This is a genomic window from Pseudomonas poae (assembly GCA_028869255.1).
Classification (GTDB): domain Bacteria; phylum Pseudomonadota; class Gammaproteobacteria; order Pseudomonadales; family Pseudomonadaceae; genus Aquipseudomonas; species Aquipseudomonas poae_C.
In genome coordinates this window covers 5,076,676-5,096,028 of sequence record CP110972.1, presented here as the reverse complement: position 1 = coordinate 5,096,028, position 19,353 = coordinate 5,076,676, and the positions used below count along the sequence as shown (strand labels likewise).

At 62.7% G+C, this 19,353-nt stretch carries 17 protein-coding genes; 4 read left to right on the top strand and 13 right to left on the bottom strand.

What is annotated here, in order from left to right:
• Position 1 precedes the first annotated feature (1 nt).
• Genes LRS56_23230 through cpaB form a run of 7 tightly spaced genes read right to left on the bottom strand, consistent with a single transcriptional unit; the run spans position 2 to position 7,128 of the window.
• On the bottom strand, positions 2 to 712 hold the full coding sequence (locus tag LRS56_23230) for a tetratricopeptide repeat protein (GenBank protein WDU61685.1): 711 nt from the start codon (positions 710 to 712) through the stop codon (positions 2 to 4).
• A 10-nt stretch (positions 713 to 722) separates the two neighbouring features.
• Entirely contained in the window at positions 723 to 1,610 is an 888-nt protein-coding gene (locus tag LRS56_23225) for a type II secretion system F family protein (GenBank protein ID WDU61684.1), read from the bottom strand.
• A gap of 1 nt (position 1,611) precedes the next feature.
• Positions 1,612 to 2,493 carry a type II secretion system F family protein gene (locus tag LRS56_23220; GenBank protein ID WDU61683.1) on the bottom strand — a complete coding sequence of 294 codons (882 nt, stop codon included), beginning with the start codon at positions 2,491 to 2,493 and terminating at the stop codon, positions 1,612 to 1,614.
• Between the two features lie 10 nt (positions 2,494 to 2,503).
• Entirely contained in the window at positions 2,504 to 3,775 is a 1,272-nt protein-coding gene (locus LRS56_23215) for a CpaF family protein (GenBank protein WDU61682.1), read from the bottom strand.
• Positions 3,772 to 4,965: a pilus assembly protein gene (locus LRS56_23210; protein ID WDU61681.1), complete on the bottom strand. Its 1,194-nt coding sequence runs from the start codon at positions 4,963 to 4,965 to the stop codon at positions 3,772 to 3,774. The genes LRS56_23215 and LRS56_23210 overlap by 4 nt, the downstream gene beginning before the upstream one ends.
• On the bottom strand, positions 4,962 to 6,179 hold the full coding sequence (locus LRS56_23205) for a type II and III secretion system protein family protein (GenBank protein WDU61680.1): 1,218 nt from the start codon (positions 6,177 to 6,179) through the stop codon (positions 4,962 to 4,964). The genes LRS56_23210 and LRS56_23205 overlap by 4 nt, the downstream gene beginning before the upstream one ends.
• Before the next feature lie 28 nt (positions 6,180 to 6,207).
• A complete protein-coding gene (cpaB, locus tag LRS56_23200) occupies positions 6,208 to 7,128 on the bottom strand; it encodes a Flp pilus assembly protein CpaB (protein WDU61679.1) in 921 nt (306 codons plus the stop codon).
• 328 nt (positions 7,129 to 7,456) lie between these two features.
• Here cpaB and LRS56_23195 point away from each other — a divergent pair, with 328 nt between their 5' ends.
• Positions 7,457 to 7,654 carry a Flp family type IVb pilin gene (locus LRS56_23195; protein ID WDU61678.1) on the top strand — a complete coding sequence of 66 codons (198 nt, stop codon included), beginning with the start codon at positions 7,457 to 7,459 and terminating at the stop codon, positions 7,652 to 7,654.
• 51 nt (positions 7,655 to 7,705) lie between these two features.
• A complete protein-coding gene (locus LRS56_23190) occupies positions 7,706 to 8,119 on the top strand; it encodes a response regulator (protein ID WDU61677.1) in 414 nt (137 codons plus the stop codon).
• 61 nt (positions 8,120 to 8,180) lie between these two features.
• On the opposite strand, the gene LRS56_23185 is transcribed toward LRS56_23190, so the two are convergent.
• From LRS56_23185 to LRS56_23170, 4 genes are all read right to left on the bottom strand, one after another.
• The gene (locus LRS56_23185; protein WDU61676.1) at positions 8,181 to 9,863 is read right to left on the bottom strand and encodes a ShlB/FhaC/HecB family hemolysin secretion/activation protein; all 1,683 of its coding nucleotides are present in this window, start codon (positions 9,861 to 9,863) and stop codon (positions 8,181 to 8,183) included.
• A gap of 186 nt (positions 9,864 to 10,049) precedes the next feature.
• On the bottom strand, positions 10,050 to 11,645 hold the full coding sequence (locus tag LRS56_23180) for a collagen-like triple helix repeat-containing protein (GenBank protein WDU61675.1): 1,596 nt from the start codon (positions 11,643 to 11,645) through the stop codon (positions 10,050 to 10,052).
• 291 nt (positions 11,646 to 11,936) lie between these two features.
• Positions 11,937 to 12,785: a MaoC family dehydratase gene (locus tag LRS56_23175; protein ID WDU61674.1), complete on the bottom strand. Its 849-nt coding sequence runs from the start codon at positions 12,783 to 12,785 to the stop codon at positions 11,937 to 11,939.
• Positions 12,786 to 12,787: 2 nt separating this feature from the next.
• Complete coding sequence (locus tag LRS56_23170; GenBank protein ID WDU61673.1) at positions 12,788 to 14,131, bottom strand: 3-oxoacyl-ACP reductase; 1,344 nt, start codon at positions 14,129 to 14,131, stop codon at positions 12,788 to 12,790.
• 113 nt (positions 14,132 to 14,244) lie between these two features.
• Here LRS56_23170 and LRS56_23165 point away from each other — a divergent pair, with 113 nt between their 5' ends.
• Together LRS56_23165 and LRS56_23160 are read left to right on the top strand one after the other, a co-directional pair.
• Positions 14,245 to 15,522 (top strand): acetyl-CoA C-acetyltransferase, encoded by a 1,278-nt coding sequence (locus LRS56_23165; protein ID WDU61672.1) that lies wholly within the window; start codon positions 14,245 to 14,247, stop codon positions 15,520 to 15,522.
• Positions 15,523 to 15,655: 133 nt separating this feature from the next.
• Entirely contained in the window at positions 15,656 to 16,555 is a 900-nt protein-coding gene (locus LRS56_23160; GenBank protein ID WDU61671.1) for a serine protein kinase RIO, read from the top strand.
• Between the two features lie 143 nt (positions 16,556 to 16,698).
• On the opposite strand, the gene cueR is transcribed toward LRS56_23160, so the two are convergent.
• Together cueR and LRS56_23150 are read right to left on the bottom strand one after the other, a co-directional pair.
• The gene (gene cueR / locus LRS56_23155; protein ID WDU61670.1) at positions 16,699 to 17,103 is read right to left on the bottom strand and encodes a Cu(I)-responsive transcriptional regulator; all 405 of its coding nucleotides are present in this window, start codon (positions 17,101 to 17,103) and stop codon (positions 16,699 to 16,701) included.
• Positions 17,100 to 19,301, bottom strand: a complete 2,202-nt coding sequence (locus LRS56_23150) for a heavy metal translocating P-type ATPase (protein WDU61669.1) — start codon at positions 19,299 to 19,301, stop codon at positions 17,100 to 17,102. Before LRS56_23150 ends, cueR begins: the two co-directional genes overlap by 4 nt.
• Positions 19,302 to 19,353 lie beyond the last annotated feature (52 nt).

Below are 19,353 nucleotides of genomic sequence, written 5' to 3'. Positions count from 1 at the left end.
CTTACTTGATGGTCACTGGCAGCGTATCGCTGACCGCCGCTACTTTGCGCGCCCTGGCGTTTGCACCCTTGAGTTTTGCGGCGCGTGCCTGGGCCTCGGTGACCTGCTCGGGGCTCAGGCCCAACTGGCCGGTCACTTTGGCCGCCTGCCCCCAGTCATCCTGATAGATCAGCAAGGTCACCAGGTTGACGGCGGCCAACGGGTCGTCCTGTTTAAGCTCGATGGCCGTCATGAACTCAAAGCGTGCGTCTTCCAGGCGCAATTGGTTGAGGTACACCACGCCCAGGTCGTTACGCACTTTTTCGTCGGTGGGCGCCAGGCGCGCCGCCCGTTGCATATGGGCCATCGCCAGGGCGTTGTCGCCCTTGGCCGCCGCCAGTTGCCCCAGGCCATGCTCGCCTTCGGCGGTCATGCAGGTGCCCAGCAGGCTGCGGTACAGCGGCTCGGCTTCGGTGCGCCCGAGCAAGCGATAGTTGCGGGCTATGCGCTGGCGCACCTGGGGCAAACTGTCTGGAAGGCTCTGCAGGTTGGCCAGGCTGGCGTGCAGTTTGCCTTCGTTGGCCAGGTCATCGGAGAGGTTGAGCGCCAGTTCCTGATCCGAGCTTGGCTTGGCGCAACTGCCGGGGGCGGTCAACGCCGCCCAGGGGGATTGGCCATTCGTGGCGCAGCCGCCGAGCATCAGCAGGGCCAGGCCGGTAATCAGTGCTTTCATCAACATCTCCTCAAAAGTGGCTCAATGCGCGGGCAATGCCGATAAAGGCCGGGCCGCCCAGCACGATCAGCAAGGCTGGAAACAGGAACACCATCATCACTACCGACATCTTGGCCGACATTTTCGAGATGTATTCCTGCAGGCGGGTCAGGCGCCGGTCATCCAGCAGTTGCTTGAGCGCCAGCAAGGATTTCATCGCGCCGCCGCCCTGCTGGATCAATTGCTGGAGGATGACGCAGGTGTCGGTGAACTCATCCACTTCAAGCACGCGAACGGTCTTGCCCAGCTCCTCGCTCAGCTCCAGTCCGGAATCGACCCGCGCCAGGATCAGGCGCAACTCATGGGTGAGGTTGGGCAGCAATTGCTGTGCTTCGTTGCCCAGCACGCGCAGTGACTGTTCCACCGCCATGCCGGACTCGAACAGGATCCGCAGCAGTGGAATGAAGGTTGAGATTTCTTTGGCGATGCGCTGCTGCCGATGTTTGGCGGCTGCCGCCAGCACACGTTTTGGCAGCAGGTAGCCGATACCCAGCGCAAGCACCGGGGCGATCCAGGCAGGCGTGACCTGCGGGAAGAAAACTTCCTGGCCGAGCACGGTCAGGCCCAGCAGCACGAAGGGCACGCCAATCTGGCACGCGGCAAACAGCGAGCGTTGGCTTGCCTTGCGCCAGCCCACCCGGTTAAGCAGGACCTGGGTCTCGTTATCCAGGCTGACCGAGCGCTGGGCCAGGGTGCTTGCGCCCAATTGGCGCATGAAGCTGCCGAGTTTGTCCTCGGCGGCCATCCGCCCTTGCAAACGCTCGGCGACCCGTCGATCGCGGCGGCGGCGCTCCAGCAAATGACCGCCGACCAAGATGGCGGCGGCGAGCAACACCAGGGCGCACGCCAGCAGCACCATCTCAGATACTCCTCAGCATGCGCCACATGGCAAAAGTGCCCGCCAGGTCCATGGCCGTTGCGCCGAACAGCATGTTGCGCCCGGTTTCATCGTTCCACATGGTCATCAGGTAGCCGGGGTTGACCATGATGAAATAACCCACCATCAGAATCGGCAGCCCGCCCAGCACATACGCGGTCATGCGCGTTTCACCGGTCATGGCCTTGAGTTGGCGGGCGCCTTGTTCCCGCTCGCGAATCATCTTGATCAGGTTTTCCAGCAGTTCGCTGGCGTTGCCGCCGTAGCGATGGTTGACCTTCAGGCCCAGGGCGAACAGGCGAAATTCGTCCTGCTCGTAGAACTCGGCGAAGTCGCTGGCCGAGTCCGGCAGGCTGACCCCCATGCGCACGTTGCGCTGCACACGGCCCATGGCTTCCTTGAGGGGGTTTTCCACACTCTCGATGCCGCCCAATACAGCGTCGGCCAGGGTTCTGCCGGATTTGAGGCTGCGCACGCTGTGGTCGAGCAACTGCGGCAATTGCTCGACCATGCGCCGCACGCGCTGTTGGTAACGCCAGGCGATATACAGGCGCAATACCAGGGGCGGCGCCACTACCATCACCAGCAGGCCCAACCCGTCGGCGATCAGGTAGCCGAGCACGGCGCCAGCCACCCAAGCGCCGATCCACAGGCCCAGGCGATCCGTGGGTTTGCCCAGCCCGGCACGCATAAACATGCGCTCAAGACCGGTCCAGGTGGTGGGCTGTTCCTGTGCCTCGGGTTGACCGTTGCCGAGGCGCTCCAGCACGCGGTTGGTCTGGGCCCTACGCAGGCCGTTATGAAACAGCCAAAGCGACAGGCCGATCATCAGCAGGCAAACAAGCAGCAACAGAGGTCCAGTCATCGGTTGCTCCCTAGAGCGGCAAGGCCGATTCACGGCGCAGTTTGTCGCCGGCCGGGTTGATGGCTTCGCGCAGGAAACCGAAACCGGTGCGCCGGTCCAGCCGGAACAGGGTGTTGGTGACATACACGTCGTCGCGCACGCCGACCACTTCCACCACCTCGCTCACACAGCGGCGGCCATCGGGCATGCGCGTCAGTTGAATGACCACGTCCAGCGCGGCGCAGATCATCTGGCGCAGGGTTTTTTCGGCGATCACGCGGCCGGTCAGGCCCACCAGGGTTTCCAGGCGCAGCAGCGCATCCTGAGCATTGTTGGCGTGCACGGTGCTCATGGAGCCGTCGTGGCCGGTGTTCATCGCCGTCATCACATCGAGCACTTCCACGCCACGGATTTCCCCAAGGATGATGCGGTCCGGGCGCATCCGCAGGGCGTTGCGGATCAGGTCGCTGGAGCGCACCTCACCGTGGCCTTCGGCATTTGGCGGGCGGGTTTCAAGGCGCACCACATGGGGGTGGCCCAGCTGCAATTCGGCGACATCTTCGATGGTCACCAGCCGTTCGTGGGGGTTGATCAGCTGGCTGAGAATATTCAGCAGCGTGGTCTTGCCGGTGCCGGTACCGCCGCTGATCAGGATATTGCAGCGCTTGCCGACCGCCTCCTGGAAGAACTCGAAAATGCTTTGATCGATGGTCTGCATGGCCACCAGGTCGCTGCTCTTGAGCATGTCCTTGCGGAATTTTCGAATCGACAGGCACGGCCCGTCCAAGGCGATCGGCGGGATAATCGCGTTGACTCGGCTACCGTCGGGCAAACGCGCATCCACCATCGGCGAAGACTCATCCAGGCGCCGCCCCAGCGGCGCGAGGATGCGTTGCATCACGCGCTCCACGTGGTGATCGTCGATAAAGCGCAGATCACTCTGGTGCAGCAGGCCGTCGCGCTCGATAAACACCCGGTGCGGCCCGTTGACCAGGATCTCTGTCACCGAGGGGTCACGCAGCAATACTTCCAGGGGGCCGAAACCGGTGAGTTCGTCGACGATCTCCTCGGCCAGGCGCTCCATTTCATAGCGCGAGATCGCCAGGCGCATGCGCGTGATGTATTCGGACACTTTGTCGATGACAAACTGCGCCAGGGACTGGCGCGTGCCTTCGAGCAGGTTCTTACCCGACTCTTCAATGGCGTCGATGATGTAGCGATGCAGCACCAGTTTCAGCCCGTCGTGATCACTGTTGCCGCCGACGCCACGGGCCGGGCTGCCGAAGAGTTTTTCGCCGTTCATCGTCCCGACCCCAGAAAGCGTTCAAACCAGCGCATCGAAGGTTTTTCCAGGCCCTCGGAGCGTTTCGCCAGGCGTTCGCCCAGGGCGCGCACGGCTTGGGACAAGGGTTCGCGTGGCGCCAGGGCGAACAGGGTCTGGCCCTGGTTTTTCACGTTCAGGCGCAGTTCGGCGCTCAGCGGTAGTACGGCGATGCACTCAAGGCCGAAGCTTTTTTCCAGGGCTTCGGTGTCCGGTGCGCAGGCTTTGATGTAGCGGTCCACCACCAGCTTGGCGTGGTCAAGCTTCATGCCTTTGTCGCGCCAGCGGTTGAGCACCGCCAGGTTGCGGCGGCAGTCCAGCACGCTCTGGTCGGTGCACCACAGCAGCTTGTCGCAGTGGCTGACAAAGGTGCGCAGCGCTTCGCTGTCGGGTTGCCCGGTAATGTTCACGACGATGTGCTGGAAGTGTTGGCGCAGCGCGCTGAGCAACATGTACAGCTCGGCGGCGCTGGTCAGTTTGAGCGGTTCGTCACCGGTGGCGTAGGCGAGGATGCGCAGGCCATCCAGAGCCGTGGTGAAGGCGCTGTTGATCAAGGTGGTATCGAGGCGGCGCAAATGCCGCAACGCATCACCGAAATTAAAAGTGCTCTCCAGGCCCAGCAGCGCCAGGCTGTCGCTGCGTGGCAAACCCAGGTCCAGCAGCAGGGTCTGCTGCCCGCTTTTCTGCACCACCAGCGCCAGGTGGGTCGCCAGCATCGCGCCATCGGCGGTGCTTTGGGTGCCGAACAACACCGTCAGGCCACCCAGTTGGGTGTGTGGGGCCACGGTCGGCAGGCGCTTGCTCAGGCGTCGCACCAGGCCCGCCACTTCGCTGGAACGCGAGCCGTACGCGACAAAGTCGCGGGCACCGGCGCGCATCGCGTTGAGCACCAGTTGGTTGTCCATGCCATCGCCCAGGGCGACCACCGCAAGCATTGGCTTGGCCTCCAGCGCACCTTCGATCAGCGCACTCTGGGCCACCACGTTTTCACGGTCCAGGCCTACAAACACCAGGTTGGCGAAGGTGACGTCCACCAGCGCGAGCAACTCGTCCAGGCTGCCACCGCCGGCGCTGACGACTTGGCCCAGAGGCGCGAGGGCACCCTGGAGCCATTCCAGGTCGGTGGTATTGCGGGTAATTGCCAGAAACGTCTGGCTCAGGCTATCGCTCATTGGGAAAGTCCAGTGCGACGGTCGAAATTACCGTTTTCCAGGAAGAACATGCGATACCAGTTCGGGTCATAGTTGCGCAGTTTCTCGCCCGGCAAGGACGGTAACTGGGCATTCGCGGCCAGCGGCTGGACCAGATGCGGCGTGACGATCATCAGCAGTTCTTTTTCCTCGCGGCTGATATTCGTGTCGCGAAAAAACGCACCGAGGACCGGGATATCACCCAGCCCCGGAAACTTGCTGAAGGTGGAACTGTTGTTGGTGCTGATCAGGCCGCTGATCACAAAACTTTCGCCATCGGCCAGTGACACGCTGGTGTCGGTACGCCGTACGGTCAGGGCCGGCACCTGGATGCCCTGGATCACCACCGCGTTGCTGTAGTCCAGTTCGCTGACCTCCGGCGCCACCTTGAGGGTAATGCGGTTGCGGTCGATAACGGTGGGCGTCAGGGTCAGGCGAATACCGAACTCCTTGTACTCGATGGAGATGGTGTCGCTGCCGGCGCTGGGCACCGGGATCGGCACCTCACCGCCCGCCAGGAACGTCGCGCTCTGGCCGCTCATGGCCACCAGGCTCGGGCGCGCCAGGGTATAGGCAAAACCGCTGCGCTCCAGGGCATTGATCAGGGTTTTGACCCGGCCACCGCCGAAGCCGACGTTGAAATTTGTCGCGCTCACCGGCAGTTTGAACACCCCTTCCGAGGGAGAAAGCAGGCTGGGGCTGCCGAGGAAAAAGTTGGTGCCCATGCCCAGGAACTTGGTGCTGGCTTCCTTGAGCTTGGTGCGGCTGACTTCGACAAAGCGGATGTCGGTCTGCACCTGGCTGGGCAATGTCGGGTCTTCGGAGGGGGACAACGACAGGCTGGTCAGCGCCGACGTAGCCTTGCCTTTGACGAACACCATGCTCTGGCGGGGCGTGGTCGAACAGCTGGTCCAGACCAACAGGCTAGTGGTCCCGGGGCCTACACCGGTGAGCAGGAAACTGCGGTCGCCGTTAACCCGCACATCGGCGATTTTCGGATCACCAATCGCCAGGCGGGTAATCGCTACCGGCGATTGCAGATCCTGTTGCAGGCCCTCGCCCACCTCGACCACGGCGGGCAGTTGGCCCAAGGCGCTGCAGTTGCCCGGCGCTGCGAGTGCCAGGCCGACCGGCAGGCTCGACAGCATCAAGGCCCAGGTCATTTGCATGAACAGGGGCGCGTAGCGATGGCTCATTCAAGGCATCCTTGCTCAATTACGGAGTTTATGGGGCCGCCTGGGCGCCGCGAATCACTTCAATGCCACGGCGTACCGGCGCACCGCCGGCCGCCGCGACCTTTTTCGGCGGACCGGTCAGGGCCAGTTGGGTAAATTGGTAGAGGTCACGATTGGCGCTTTGCAGTTTGTCCGGGGCGTCGTTCTCACCGGCCCAGTAGCGGCTGAGCAGTTGCTCGTCGGCACTGCGCACGGCCAGGCGCAAAACCCCGGCTTGAGCTGCGAGCATCAGGCGGCTTAATAACGGTTCCGGAACGGCCAGCACCACCGTGCGTGCAGCGGCCCGACGTTGGGCGGCCAGGGCCCGTTCTTCGGGCGTGGTCGGCGGCGGGACGGCGGGCTTGCCATCATTGGCCAGGCCCAACTGGTCGCCGACGCTGAGCAGGCGCATGGCCGGGAGCACGATCTGGGCCGACTGTTCGCTGTTGCTGGCGTCCTGTCGCAAAAACAGCAGCACATCCACGTAATCGCCGGGGCTCAACTGGCCTGCGGCGCCGATCACCTCGTCCACGGCCACGGCCAGCGCACGTTCGTCGGGGCGGATCATACGGGCGAGCGGGCCGCCGCCGGTGAAGCTTTCCTGGGTGAGCCAGGTGCCGGCGCCGAGGTCGCGCAATGGCATGCGGCCTATGGCTTGGTCCAGCTGAGTCAGGCTGCCGGCGGGCACCGTGCGCAGTTTTTCCACGACGAGGTCGGCAGCGGTGAGCGCAGCGAAAGCGGGAACGTCATGCACCAGGACCACGACCGGTTGGCGGGATGGGTCCTCGACGGCGGCGACGGTGTTTTGAACGGAAACGACAGGTGCTGCAACAGGCTCCGGCTGACGACTCAGCACCAGCCCCCAGTACCCGGCGATCAATGCCCCGATCAGCAACAAGCCGGCCAGGACTATGCTGATACGACTGTTCATGACGGCTCTCCCTTTCCCGTTGCACTACCTGCACGTTAATCCAAACGTGCTAATCCGCAACCTGGCTGTAATGAACATCTAACGATTTGGCTATTTGAAGGTAGCTCAGCTAGGACGAAATGCCATTACCTGACCAAAAATTTACCTGAGCTATAAAAGCAGCCTTTTAACAGGCGGGTGGGTGGCGCCAACGGTGCGACTAATACTTTGTGATTAATTCGTTATTACAGTTGTGAGGGGGCGGTTTGTTGACAATGCTCTAGTGGCACGCTGCGGACATCGTGCTAGAGCCGTACCGGCTTTCAGTGGCGTATTAGGGAGAAGTCTTATGTTCCTTGACCTGATGTTGAAGTTCTATGTTCAGACGCAACTATTCTTCAAGCGCAAAGAGGGCGCCTCCGGGATCGAGTACGCCATTATTGTGGCACTCGTTGCACTGGTTATTATTGGTGCCGGGTCAGGGCTTGGAACCAAAATCGCCGCCATTTTCAACTCCATTTCCACCAAAATGGTCACAGCTACTTGACGTGAAAGTTGTGCTGGCCATGACGATTAACCACTATTTTCAGGTACGGCTATGAGCGCATCTTCTTCGTCTCGCCAACAAATATTATTGGTAGATGACGAAGAGGACGCTCTGATTGAGCTCGCTGAGTCCCTCGGCAATGAGGGATTTGTCTGTTTTACCGCCAACTCCGTCACCTTCGCCCTGCAAGAATTGACACTTCATCCCGATATCGCCCTAGTCATCACGGACCTGCGCATGCCCGAGGAAAGTGGTATTTCCTTGATCAAGCGCCTGCGCGAACACACCTCACGCTCGCACCTGCCGGTGATTGTGATGTCTGGCCATGCCGAAATGGACGACGTCAGCGACATGCTGCGCCTGCAGGTGCTGGACCTGTTTCGCAAGCCGATCTACCTGGTGCGGTTGATCGATACGTTGAACAGCCTTTTTCCTCAGAACGCGCCCACACGCTTCAAGCCTTAAGCGAAAAGTTGAAGCGCTTAGCGTCAACTTGCCGCTTAAAGCTTGTAACGTGCAGCTCTCTTCAGAGCTGATAACTGAAACTCAGCGTATAGCGCGGCCGCCGATCGAAATTGTCCAATGCCACTTCCGACATCGGCTTGGCCGCTTCCAGGGAGATGTTGTAGTACTTGGCGTCGCCAAAGCGCAGGCCGACGGCGGCCGATGACATGTCGTTGCCCTTGACCGGCAGGTCGTTGAACCAGGTCTTGGCGCGGTCGAACACCACATAGGGCTGCAGGATCCGCACCCATTCGCCGGCGCGGTTGTAGCTGTAGTTGACCTCGTAGGCCACGCCCCAGCCCTTGTCGCCCGAGCCTTGGTCATCGGGATAACCACGGCCGAAATTCTGCCCGCCGAAGGTCGCGCGCTCGCTGTCGGGCAGTGTGTCGTCGCTCCAGTACAGCGCGCCGGAAAGCACGCCTTGCCAGTTCTCGAAGAGCTTGTTGCTCTGCACGCCGGACAGGCGCAGGCGGAAAAAATCCAGGTCCGGTTTGAGCCCGCCGAAGTCGGATCGGGTCTTGGCACCCATGCCGTTGGTGCCCTGGTACAGGCCGGCGCTGAGGATGCGCAATTGGGTGGTATCGGCCTTGCGCCAGTCACCCTCGAAGGCAAATGCACGCAGGTCGGTTTCCAGTTCCAGGCGTTGCGCCAGCCCCTCCAGTTTGTAGCGGGTGGTCTGGTCGACGGCGTAGAGGCGGGTGCCGAGGGTCAACGACTCATTGGGCGAGGCGATCAGCGGGTGGCTGAAGCCGACGGAGTAACGGTCGATTGCCTGGTGTGGCTTGAGTTCCAGGCCTTCGCCCAGTTGCAGGCTGGTACTGGGGTCGGCGCGGTAGCGTTCACCTGACAGCACCAGTTGGGTGCCCTCGGCATTAATGAACTGGCTGTAGGCTGCGCGGTAGTAGTGCTCCTTATCGTTGCCGGGCGGGAACAGGCCGCTGACGCTCAGTTGTTCACCCATGGAGGTCCACGAATTGCTGGTGGCGGTCAGCAGTGCTTGCGTACCGCCACGGCTGGCCTGGTTGAGGCTCATGCTGGTGGTGAAGGGTTTGCGACTGGCGGTGATTTGCATAGAGGTGCCGCCATCGGTGGTGCCTGGCGGCGGCACTTGGGCCTGCAAGGTCACACCGGGGATGGCACTCATCAAGGTGGTATAGCGCTCGAAGGTCTTGCGCGTGAGCGGGCGTTCGGCCTGGAGTTTTGCCGCGAGTTTGTCGACGTAGGACGACACCGCACCGATGTCCCCCTGCACCTGGTAATCGCGGATATAACCCTCCACCAGCACCACATGCACCAGGCCGTCTTCGAAGCGTTGTTCCGGCAGGAAGGCGTAGGACAGCAAGTAACCGTCCTCCTGGTAACGCCGGGTGATGCTGCGGGTGGCTTCGATCAGTTGCGCCAGGTTGGTTTCATGGCCAATCAGCGGTTCGAAAGCCTGCGCGGCATCCTTGAGCGGGTAGACCGTACCGCCATCGATCTGCAGTTTGCGAATGGTGACTTTGGTGTCCATCATCAGCGGTTGCGCGGCGGTGGCTGCCGGCGTGGGCAGCTGGGTCTGCGGGGTTGCCGGTCGATAGGCGTCGGCGGGCAGGTTGGGCACCGGCAGGTTGCGGATGGTCTCGTTGCTGTTGAGGAAGCTGGGTAGGGGGTCGGCGTGGGCGTAAGCACTGAGGGTGAGTAACAACAACGGCGTCAAGGCGCGCATAGGACACTCCATGGTCAAAACTGCAGCGGCGTTTCGCAGATTCCCGCCGGGCTCTGGGGGCGCGGTTCGGGTGCTTTCAGGGGTCGATCACTGACCCATAAAAAAGACGAGAGACTTAGTGCGGTCTCTCGTCTCAACCAAGCGTAGGCGCTGTAGGTGAGGCCGTCTAATCGGCCAGGTGCAATTCTATTTTTTGCCGGTGAGGCCACCCAACAGCCCGCCCAGAAGACCACCGTTTGCACTGGCGCCAGCCCCCGCTCCGGCACCCGCAGCCGCACCTGTACCTGCGCCAGCGGCTGCCGAGGCTCCGGCGCCGGCGCCTATGCTCAGGCCGCCGCCGAGTAAGCCGCCACCGGTGTTGGTGCCGCCGGTTACCAGCCCACCGATCGAAGCCACGGTGCCACCCACTGCGCTCACGGTGCCACCCAGGGCGTTAGTGACCGGGTTGGCGTTGGTGCCGCTGATTTTGCCGCCCAGGCTGCCGACGGCGCCGCCTACATTTGTGACCAAGCCGTTGATCGGGGTGCCCAGGCCAGTGGCGCCGCCGATGGTTTGGGTGAGTTTTTGCACGCCGCTGGTGACCGGGTTGAGGCCGCTGCCGATGGGGCCGGTGAGCCCGGCGACCGGCACGCTGGTGAGGGTGCTGGGCGTGCTGCCGCCGATGGCCGCCACAGTGGTGCCGAGTTTGATGCCGGTGATGCCCGCTGCACTGATTACACCATTGGTGCTGCCTGCATCCAGGCCGCTGCCGGCACCGGCAATCACACCACCCAGCAGGCCGCCCAGGTTGCCCAAGCCTGCGGCGCCGCCAATACCTCCACTGCCGCTGCCATTGCCGCCGGTTCCAGGGTCGACATAACCGCTGGCCTTGCCGACCACAGTGCCTACGCCATTGAGCACATTACCCACTGCGCCGGTTACAGGGTTGCCGGTGCCGCCGGCGTCGGCGACTTTATCGCCCAGGCCGTCGACGGTAGCGCCGACTTTTTCCAGCAGGCCACCGACCGGGGAATCCAGGCCGGTGGCATTGCCGACTTTACCGGTGGTTTTTTCCACCAGGGACACCACGGGCACCAGCACTCTGGCGCCCACGGTGTCGGTAACCGAGCCCAATGGCCCGGTGGTGCTGGCAGTGCTCAGGGTGTCGCCGAGCATGGTTACGGCTTTGCCGACCTTGCCCACGACATTCCCTACCAAGGGGGCGGCACCGCTGACTACGGGCACTTGCCCCAGCAGTGTCGCCACATTCTGACCGGTAGTGCTTACGCCAGTGCCCAGGTCGGCTACGCCGTTAGCCACGCCGGCGACGGTTTTGCCCAGGGCATTACTGTCGGTACCCAGGGTGCCCAGGCCATCCGACACGCCGGTGCCGATGCTGCCTACCGCTGTGCCGAGAGAGGTCACCAGGCCATCTGCGGTGTCGCCAATAATTGGCAGGCTGCCGAGGGTGGTGCCCAGGCTTCTGACGGTAACGCCCACGCCGGTGACGGTATCGCCGAGGGTGTCCGCCACCGTGGCGGTAACCAGTGGGGAATTGGTCGTGCCAGGGTTGGTTCCAGGATCAGTGCCTGGGTTGGTGCCAGGGTTAGTGCCGGGGTCGGTTCCGCCACCCGTGCCACCCGTGCCGCCACTGCCGGTACCCCCGCCGCCGGCGGCAGTATCAGTGGAAGAAGAACCACCGCTGTGATGCCCACCACCACCGCTGCTGCAGCCGCCGAGCGTCATTGCTATTGCCAGGGCCAGCGCGGTACTTGCTTTCCAAAACACTACTTGAGTTTTCATGATTGAGTTCCTTGCACCTGTACAACCTTGGTTGTCTTCAAACGCTCACTATTTCTAGGGATAGCGATGCATTTGTCCGTGGGGCTATAACAAACCCAGGTGCTGTTACCCTCAATGCTCTACTTGGTATTAACAACTTATATACGGGCGAGGTGTACCGTTTAAGGGACTAATACCAAGGGTATATGGGGAGGATGTATCAAGATGTAAATATTTTAAAAATCAATTAGTTGAATGAAAAAGCGGACATTAAAAACGTCCGCTATAACTTACGTGTGTATATACAATTAATCAGGCGATCGGCTGCCACTTGCCCACCATATGTTCAATATCGCCGGTGCCTTTTAATAGCAACTCACCGCTGGAACCGGCCGCGCTGGCCAGTAAAGTCACTTCACTGGGCAGGCGTACGGGCTTCTTGAATTCCACCTCTATTTCGATATTTGCCGCAGGCAAGTGCTCGCTCAAGGCAGCGAGGGTGCGTGCCTTGTTCCACAGCCCATGGGCAATGGCCTGGGGGAAACCGAACAGTTTGGCGGTGAGGGCGCTGAGGTGGATCGGGTTGTAGTCACCGGAAACCCGCGCATACCGCCGGCCGATATCGGCGGGGGCTTTCCAGCGGGTCACTTCGCTGACCTGGGTGGGGCCGGGCTGTATGTCCTCCGTGGCTTCGCCTTGCAGCTTCACGCCACGGCAGAGCATACGGCTTTCGGCTTCCCACAGCAGGCCGAGGGAATCTTCGACGGTGGTCACCAGCTCAAAGGTCGCGCCCTTGGGATGAGGCTTGAGGTTTTGCGCGTGGACGCCGATGAACAGCTCGCTGACACCGCCCAGCGGCCTATGAATGCGCAGGCGGTTGCTCAGGTGAATCAACCCCAGCAGCGGGAAGGGGAACGAGTTGGCGGTGAGCAACTGCATCTGCAAACCGAACGCCAGGATGTGCGGGTAAGTCGCTGGCAGCACGGCGCTGTCGGTAAACCCGCAGACCTTGCGATACGCCGCGACCGCCTTGGGGTCGACGCTCACCCGGCAGCGCAAGCCCTGCTCGGGCAAGCTGCTGCCGGTGATCTTGCGCTTGAGCGCGGCGCGCCAATACAGCGGCGCAAGAAGTGGAGTGCTGCCCAGTGTCTGCCATTGCATGCTTACGCTCCCAAGAGACTTTGCCCACACACCCGCAGCGCTTGCCCGCTGACCGCACCGGAACCTGGCTGGCCGAGCCAGGCCACGGCTTCGGCGACGTCTTGCGGCAAGCCGCCCTGGCCCAGGGAACTCATACGCCGCCCGGCCTCACGCAGGGCGAACGGAATATGCGCGGTCATCTGGGTTTCGATAAAGCCCGGGGCCACGGCGTTGATGCTGATGCCGCGCTCCTTGAGCAGCGGCGCCCACGCCTCGGCCAGGCCGATCAGCCCGGCCTTGCTGGCGGCATAGTTGGTTTGCCCACGGTTGCCCGCAATCCCGCTGATAGAGGCCAGCACAATGATGCGTGCGTTGTCATGCAGGGTGCCGCCGTCGAGCAGCGCCTTGGTCAGCACTTGCGGCGCATTGAGGTTGACCGCCAGCACCGCGTCCCAGTATTCCGGGGTCATGTTGGCCAGGGTTTTGTCGCGGGTTATCCCGGCGTTGTGCACCAGAATGTCGAGGCCGTCGGGCAGGTGTTCGATCAACTGGCCGGCAGCGTCTTCGGCGCAGATATCCAGTAGCACGCTCCGCGCACCCAGGCGTGCGGCCAGGGCTTCGAGGTCGGCCTTGGCCTGGGGCACGTCGAGCAGGATCACCTCGGCGCCGTCGCGGGCCAGGGTTTCTGCGATGGACGCGCCAATGCCACGGGCGGCGCCGGTGACCAGTGCCTTGCGCCCGGCCAGCGGGCGAGTCCAGTCCTCGACCGGCGTGGCGCAAGCCTGCAGGCGAATAACCTGGCCAGAGATATAGGCGCTTTTGGGCGACAGGAAAAACCGCAACGCACCTTCCAACTGCTCCTCGGCACCTTCGCCCACGTAGAGCAATTGCAGGACGCCACCGTTGCGCAGCTCCTTGGCCAGCGAGCGGCTGAAGCCTTCGAGGGCACGCTGGGCGCTGGCGGCGAACGGATCGCTGAGGCTTTCCGGCGCACGGCCGAGGATGACCAGGTGGGCGCTGTGGTCCAGGTTTTTCAGCAACGGCTGGAAGAATTCGCGCAGTTGCTTGAGCGGGTCGGTGTGCTGCAAGTCGCTGGCATCAAACACCACCGCCTTGAGCTTGGGGCCGTGGCCGGGAATCCAGGTCGATTTCTCGTCGCCGTAGCTATAAATGGCGTCCGTGAGTTTGTTGGCAAACACCTGCACCTTGGCCGCCAGCGCGCCGCCGCCGAGCAACAATGCACCCTCAACCGGGCGCAGGCGCCCGGCCTGCCAGCGTTCCAGGCGTACCGGTGACGGCAGGCCAATGGCGGCGACCAGGCGTTGGCCGAGGCTTGAGTTGGCGAAGTCGATATAACGGTCAGACATGGAACGCTCTCCGAAGGCTGGGGTTCAAAGGGTTGACCACCCCGGGGCGGTAGTCGTTCGATCAGCCTAGGCTAGTCTGAGAGACTCACCCCACAACTGACAGGGAGCTTTTCATGACTCAATTGCGCCGTGTAGCGATCATTGGCGGTAACCGCATTCCATTCGCCCGCTCCAATGGCCCGTATGCCACGGCGAGCAACCAGGCGATGCTGACCGCCGCCCTTGAGGGCCTGATCGAGCGCTACAACCTGCACGGCCTGCGCATGGGCGAGGTGGCTGCCGGGGCGGTACTCAAGCACTCTCGCGACTTCAACCTCACCCGCGAATGCGTGCTGGGCTCGCGCCTGTCGCCGCAAACCCCGGCCTATGACATTCAGCAAGCCTGCGGCACCGGGCTGGAAGCGGCGTTGCTGGTGGCCAACAAGATTGCCCTGGGGCAGATTGAGTGTGGAATTGCCGGCGGGGTGGACACCACCTCCGACGCACCGATCGGTGTGAATGAAGGGCTGCGCAAGCTCCTGCTGCAGGCCAACCGCAGCAAATCCATGGCGGATAAATTAAAACTCCTGTTACAACTTCGTCCGCATCACCTCAAGCCCGAACTGCCGCGCAATGGCGAACCGCGCACTGGCTTGTCCATGGGCCAGCATTGCGAATTGATGGCGCAAACCTGGCAGATCCCCCGCGCCGAGCAAGACCAACTTGCCCTGCAAAGCCACCAGAACCTGGCCGCCGCCTACGCCGAAGGCTGGCACGACGATTTGCTCACGCCGTTTCTGGGCCTGACCCGCGACAACAACCTGCGCCCCGACCTGACCCTGGAAAAACTCGCCGCGCTCAAGCCCGCGTTCGAGCGCAGCGAAAAAGGCACGCTCACCGCTGGCAACTCCACGCCGCTCACGGATGGTGCATCCCTGGTGCTGCTCGGCAGTGAGGCTTGGGCCAAGGAGCGTGGCTTGCCGATCCTCGCCTACCTGCGCGACGGCGAAGCGGCGGCTGTCGACTTCGTCAACGGCGCCGAGGGCCTGTTGATGGCGCCGGTGTATGCCGTGCCGCGTTTGCTGGCCAGGAATGGTCTGACGCTGCAGGACTTCGATTACTACGAGATCCACGAAGCCTTCGCTGCGCAGGTGTTGTGCACGCTCAAAGCCTGGGAAGACCCGGAATATTGCAAGACCCGCCTGGGGTTGGACGCGCCGCTGGGTTCAATCGACCGCAGCCGGCTCAACGTCAAGGGCAGTTCATTGGCCGCCGGGCACCCCTTTGCCGCCACCGGTGGGCGGATTGTCGCCAACCTGGCTAAATTGCTGGATGCGGCGGGCAAAGGCCGAGGGTTGATTTCGATCTGCGCCGCCGGTGGCCAAGGCGTCACCGCGATCATTGAGCGTTGATTGCGTCAAAACTGGCATATTGGATGCATTCTTGAGTGGTCAGAGGTCGGTAGCCTCTCCCACCGGCGAGCCGATTGCCGTATAACGAGTGCCATACGCGTATTTGGTAATAAAGGACCCACAATAAAAGCTGATGAAGACTCCTAAACGCATTGAACCCCTGATCGAAGACGGTCTGGTCGACGAAGTGCTGCGCCCACTCATGAGTGGTAAAGAAGCAGCTGTTTATGTGGTGCGCTGCGGCAACGAATTGCGTTGCGCCAAGGTTTACAAGGAGGCGAATAAACGAAGTTTTCGTCAAGCGTCCGAATACCAGGAAGGCCGCAAGGTCCGCAACAGCCGGCAGGCCCGGGCCATGGCCAAGGGCTCCAAGTTCGGCAAGAAAGAAACCGAAGATGCCTGGCAGAACGCTGAAGTGGCGGCGCTGTTCCGCCTGGCCGGTGCGGGCGTTCGCGTGCCCCAGCCGTACGACTTCCTTGAGGGCGTGCTGTTGATGGAGCTGGTGGCCGACGAGTACGGCGATGCGGCGCCGCGTCTGAACGACGTGACGCTGGAGCCGGACCAGGCCCGCGAATATCACGCCTTCCTGATTTCCCAGATCGTGCTGATGCTGTGTACCGGCCTGGTGCACGGTGACTTGTCCGAGTTCAACGTGCTCTTGACCCCGACCGGCCCGGTGATCATCGACTTGCCGCAGGCGGTAGACGCGGCGGGCAACAACCACGCGTTCAGCATGCTGGAGCGGGATGTGGGCAACATGGCTTCCTATTTCGGGCGCTTTGCCCCGGAGTTGAAGAAGACCAAGTACGCCAAGGAAATGTGGGCGCTGTACGAAGCCGGCACCTTGCACCCGGCCAGCGTTTTGACCGGTGAGTTCGACGAGCCGGAAGAACTGGCGGATGTCGGCGGCGTGATCCGCGAAATCGAAGCGGCGCGGCTGGATGAAGAGCGTCGCCAGGCGATTAGGGCGGCAGATGATGCGCCGCCGAGCAAAGTACCGGATGAGCCACCGCCACCGCCGTGGATGCAATAATTTCCGGGTAGATGAAGATCAAAAATGTGGCAGCGGGCTTGCTCGCGAAGGCGCAGTGTCAGGCGATACATGTATTGGCTGGTACACCGCATTCGCGAGCAAGCCCGCTCCCACATTTGGTTGTGTATCTATTTAGTTAGATTTTATCTCTCGCAACAACCGCCCGACGCCAACTCCTTGAGAATCGGACAATCCGGCCGATGGTCACCCTGGCAGTGTTCCACCAGGTCCTGCAACGTATCGCGCAGTTGCCCCAGCTCCAGAATCTTCTGATTCAACTCATCTATATGCTGGCGCGCCAAGGCTTTTACATCGGCGCTGGCCCGCCCCCGGTCCTGCCACAGGGTCAGCAACTTGCCGACTTCCTCCAGGGAAAACCCCAAGTCCCGCGAACGCTTGATAAAGGCCAGGGTGTGCAGATCCTCTGCAGCATAAATGCGGTAGCCGCTGTCGGTGCGATGGGCGGCTTGCAACAGGCCGATGGACTCGTAGTAACGAATCATCTTTGCGCTCAGCCCGCTCTGGCGGGCGGCTTGGCCGATATTCATGGATGTTGATCCTCCAAGCGCTGCGGTTTCCAGGTTTTCAACAGTAAAGCATTGCTGACCACGCTGACGCTGGACAAGGCCATTGCCGCCCCCGCGAGCACCGGGTTGAGCAGGCCGAACGCCGCCAGGGGGATGCCGATCACGTTATACACAAAGGCCCAGAACAGGTTCTGGCGGATTTTAGCGTAGGTCTTGCGGCTGATCTCCAGCGCCGCCGGCACCAGGCGCGGGTCGCCGCGCATCAGGGTGATCCCGGCCGCATGCATCGCCACGTCGGTGCCGCCGCCCATGGCGATGCCGATATCGGCAGCGGCCAGGGCCGGGGCGTCGTTGATGCCGTCGCCGACCATCGCCACCACCGCGGTTTTTTTCAGCTCGACGACGGTGGCGGCTTTTTCGGCGGGCAGCACTTCGGCGTGCATATCGTCGATACCCAGTGCCTCGGCGACCACACGGGCGCTGCCGCGATTATCGCCAGTCAGCAAATGGCTGCTGATGTGTTGCGCCTTGAGTTGCTGCACGGCTTGCAACGCGCCGGCTTTGAGGGTGTCGCCAAAGGCGAACAGCCCCAGCACGCGTGGCTGCGGGCCCTGCTCGATCAGCCACGACAAGGTGCGGCCTTCGGCCTCCCAGGCGGTGGCGGAGTCGGCCAGGTCACCTGCACTCAAGCCGCTTTCTTCAAGCATCCGGCGGTTGCCGAGGGCCAGTTGCCGGCCCTCCAGGGTGCCGGCGATGCCGCGCCCGGTCAGGGCTTGGCTGGCACTTACATCCGCCACCGCCAGGTCCTGCTCGTGGCAGGCGTCCAGCACGGCCTTGGCCAGCGGGTGTTCGCTGCCGCGCTGCAAGGCGCCGGCTTGCTGCAGTAGCAAGGTTTCATTGCCATCCACCGCCGTCAGATGGGCGATTTTCGGCGCGCCGCAGGTGAGGGTACCGGTCTTGTCGAACACCACGGCGCTCACCGCATGGGCACGCTCCAGGGCTTCAGCGTCCTTGATCAGGATGCCGTAGCGCGCAGCGACGCCGGTGCCCGCCATGATCGCCGTCGGCGTGGCCAGGCCCAGGGCGCACGGGCAGGCAATCACCAGCACCGCGACCGCATTGATGATCGCTGTCTCAACGGGAGCACCGTACAGCCACCAGCCCAGCAGCGTGATCAGGGCCAGCACCAGCACCGCCGGTACAAACACCTGGCTGACTTTATCCACCAGTTTCTGGATCGGGGCCTTGGCGGCCTGGGCGTCTTCCACCAGGCGAATGATCCGCGCCAGGACGCTTTCGGCGCCCAGGGCGAGGGTGCGCACCAGCAGGCGGCCTTCGCCGTTAATGGCGCCACCGGTGACGCTGTCGCCCGGTTGTTTCGGCACCGGCAGGCTTTCACCGCTGATCAGAGCTTCATCGGCCTGGCTCTGGCCTTCCACCACTTCGCCGTCCACCGGGAAGCGTTCGCCGGGCTTGACCAGCACCAGGTCGCCGCGTTTCAACGCAGTGATCGCAACCTCTTCTTCGCGACCGTCCAGCACCCGGATCGCCCGCTCCGGGCGCAATGCCTCCAGGGCGCGGATCGCGCTGGCGGTCTGGCGTTTGGCGCGGCTCTCCAGGTACTTGCCGAGCAATACCAGGGCAATCACCACGGCCGAGGCTTCGAAATACAGGTGTGGCGCCATACCGGGGTGGGCGGTGAGCCATTCGTAAATACTCAGGCCGTAACCGGCGCTGGTGCCGATGGCCACGAGCAGGTCCATATTGCCGGCGCCGGCGCGCACGGCTTTCCAGGCGGCGATATAGAAGCGCGCACCGAAGATGAACTGCACCGGTGTGGCCAGGGCGAATTGCACCCAGGCAGGCAGCATCCAATGCAGGCCGAAGGGTTCTACCAGCATCGGCAGCACCAGGGGCAGCGCCAGTGCGATCGCCAATAGCAACGCCCAGCGCTCGCGGTGCAGGCGTTGGGCTTGATTGGCATCGGTGACGGTTTCGCTTTGGGGCAGGGTGGCGGTGTAGCCGGCCTTGTCGACGGCGGCGATCAGCACCCCGGGGTCCATCTGGCCGAGGACTTCGACATGGGCGCGCTCATTGGCCAGGTTGACGGTGACGCTTTGCACCCCCGGCACTTTGCCCAGCGCGCGCTCGACACGCCCGGCGCAGCTGGCGCAGGTCATGCCGCCGATGGGCAAGTCAAAGGTGGTGGATCCATTCATGGGGCAGTCCTCCAGGAGAAGTTGCCCCTAGGATCAACCTTGACCTGTGGGG

Excerpts from the sequence above, each read along its gene's own strand:
- LRS56_23230 (WDU61685.1), bottom strand. The coding sequence starts at position 712 with ATGAAAGCACTGATTACCGGCCTGGCCCTGCTGATGCTCGGCGGCTGC.
- LRS56_23225 (WDU61684.1), bottom strand. The coding sequence starts at position 1,610 with ATGGTGCTGCTGGCGTGCGCCCTGGTGTTGCTCGCCGCCGCCATCTTG.
- LRS56_23220 (WDU61683.1), bottom strand. The coding sequence starts at position 2,493 with ATGACTGGACCTCTGTTGCTGCTTGTTTGCCTGCTGATGATCGGCCTG.
- LRS56_23215 (WDU61682.1), bottom strand. The coding sequence starts at position 3,775 with ATGAACGGCGAAAAACTCTTCGGCAGCCCGGCCCGTGGCGTCGGCGGC.
- LRS56_23210 (WDU61681.1), bottom strand. The coding sequence starts at position 4,965 with ATGAGCGATAGCCTGAGCCAGACGTTTCTGGCAATTACCCGCAATACC.
- LRS56_23205 (WDU61680.1), bottom strand. The coding sequence starts at position 6,179 with ATGAGCCATCGCTACGCGCCCCTGTTCATGCAAATGACCTGGGCCTTG.
- cpaB (WDU61679.1), bottom strand. The coding sequence starts at position 7,128 with ATGAACAGTCGTATCAGCATAGTCCTGGCCGGCTTGTTGCTGATCGGG.
- LRS56_23195 (WDU61678.1), top strand. The coding sequence starts at position 7,457 with ATGTTCCTTGACCTGATGTTGAAGTTCTATGTTCAGACGCAACTATTC.
- LRS56_23190 (WDU61677.1), top strand. The coding sequence starts at position 7,706 with ATGAGCGCATCTTCTTCGTCTCGCCAACAAATATTATTGGTAGATGAC.
- LRS56_23185 (WDU61676.1), bottom strand. The coding sequence starts at position 9,863 with ATGCGCGCCTTGACGCCGTTGTTGTTACTCACCCTCAGTGCTTACGCC.
- LRS56_23180 (WDU61675.1), bottom strand. The coding sequence starts at position 11,645 with ATGAAAACTCAAGTAGTGTTTTGGAAAGCAAGTACCGCGCTGGCCCTG.
- LRS56_23175 (WDU61674.1), bottom strand. The coding sequence starts at position 12,785 with ATGCAATGGCAGACACTGGGCAGCACTCCACTTCTTGCGCCGCTGTAT.
- LRS56_23170 (WDU61673.1), bottom strand. The coding sequence starts at position 14,131 with ATGTCTGACCGTTATATCGACTTCGCCAACTCAAGCCTCGGCCAACGC.
- LRS56_23165 (WDU61672.1), top strand. The coding sequence starts at position 14,245 with ATGACTCAATTGCGCCGTGTAGCGATCATTGGCGGTAACCGCATTCCA.
- LRS56_23160 (WDU61671.1), top strand. The coding sequence starts at position 15,656 with ATGAAGACTCCTAAACGCATTGAACCCCTGATCGAAGACGGTCTGGTC.
- cueR (WDU61670.1), bottom strand. The coding sequence starts at position 17,103 with ATGAATATCGGCCAAGCCGCCCGCCAGAGCGGGCTGAGCGCAAAGATG.
- LRS56_23150 (WDU61669.1), bottom strand. The coding sequence starts at position 19,301 with ATGAATGGATCCACCACCTTTGACTTGCCCATCGGCGGCATGACCTGC.